This is a genomic window from Blautia sp. MSK.20.85 (assembly GCF_013317245.1).
Taxonomy (GTDB): domain Bacteria; phylum Bacillota; class Clostridia; order Lachnospirales; family Lachnospiraceae; genus Blautia_A.
The window spans coordinates 1-1,083 of sequence record NZ_JAAIUN010000085.1 but is presented as its reverse complement, the minus strand read 5'-3'; the positions used below and the strand labels follow the sequence as shown (position 1 = coordinate 1,083).

General features: G+C 38.0%; 1 protein-coding gene. It reads left to right on the top strand.

The features are described 5' to 3' along the window. Positions 1 to 141 precede the first annotated feature (141 nt). A complete protein-coding gene (locus G5B12_RS16980) occupies positions 142 to 1,020 on the top strand; it encodes a replication initiator protein A (RefSeq protein ID WP_109273656.1) in 879 nt (292 codons plus the stop codon). Positions 1,021 to 1,083 lie beyond the last annotated feature (63 nt).

The following is a 1,083-nucleotide window of genomic DNA, read 5'->3' as shown; positions in this document are numbered from 1 at the left end:
CGTCCGATGAACTGGAAGGATTGTATCTGGCAAGAGAGGATGAACAGATATGCCTTCTGTACTATCAGGTATTTGTAGGGATGTTGGAAATCAATATTAATTCAGCCGAAGTGCTGTACAAACAGAAGGAGGAAACAATCAATGAGTAAGATGGAGTATATGCCGGTAGATTGTCTGCAGGTGCCGAAGGTGCTGTTCCAGATGGAAAAATACAAAAATCTGTCAAATACAGCAAAGATTTTATACAGCTTATTTCTGGATCGTTTGAAATTTGCGGTGCAGAATGGTTGGGTAGATGGTAAGGGGGATTTGTATGTAATTTATCCAAAAAGTGAAATGAAGAAAGACCTGAATACAACCAGATATGGGGTAGATCAGGCAGTACAGGAACTGGTGGAGGTTGGAAATCTGGTGCGTATCATTCCGAACAATGGAAAAGCAAACCACTTTTATATCAACGATATTTATGAAAATGAGATGGAGGAAGAATCAATGATGACATTAGACAGCATTATGGCAAATATGCCGATGGAAGAAAGAGAAATCATTATGGACAAAATGGTGAAAGCATCCAGAGATATTCTGGAAACAATTGCAGATATGGGATATCTGGATGAATATGGGACACCACTGACTTCAATGGAAGAAAGAAATTATCGAGATGAGCTGGGACAGCTTGATGTTGATCAGATTTCCTGTGATGGCTATGAATTTGGCATGGATCTGGCGTTTGGAATTCTTGAAGAGAATGAGGAAAATGCTGATAGAGTACTGGATATTCAGAAATATGTGAACAGGCAGAATAAAAAGTGTTCAAAAAAGAAATTTATGAAAGTTTTGGAGACTCTGGTACACGCAATAGGAAATGATGAAGGATTTATTGCCGATATGTATGCGTGTGATAAAGAGGCTAGGAAAATCTATTTGGAAGAGGCGATGAATGCATTCAATTATGTGCTTGATGAATTATGTCATGGTACAGGTAGTGCGGCAAATTGTGATTTCGATGTAGAAGAGTAGGAAAATATTATGGCAGATTTTGAATATTTCAGAGCAGAAGAATCTGACCAGTTTTCTTTTTTT

Excerpts from the sequence above, each read along its gene's own strand:
- G5B12_RS16980 (WP_109273656.1), top strand. The coding sequence starts at position 142 with ATGAGTAAGATGGAGTATATGCCGGTAGATTGTCTGCAGGTGCCGAAG.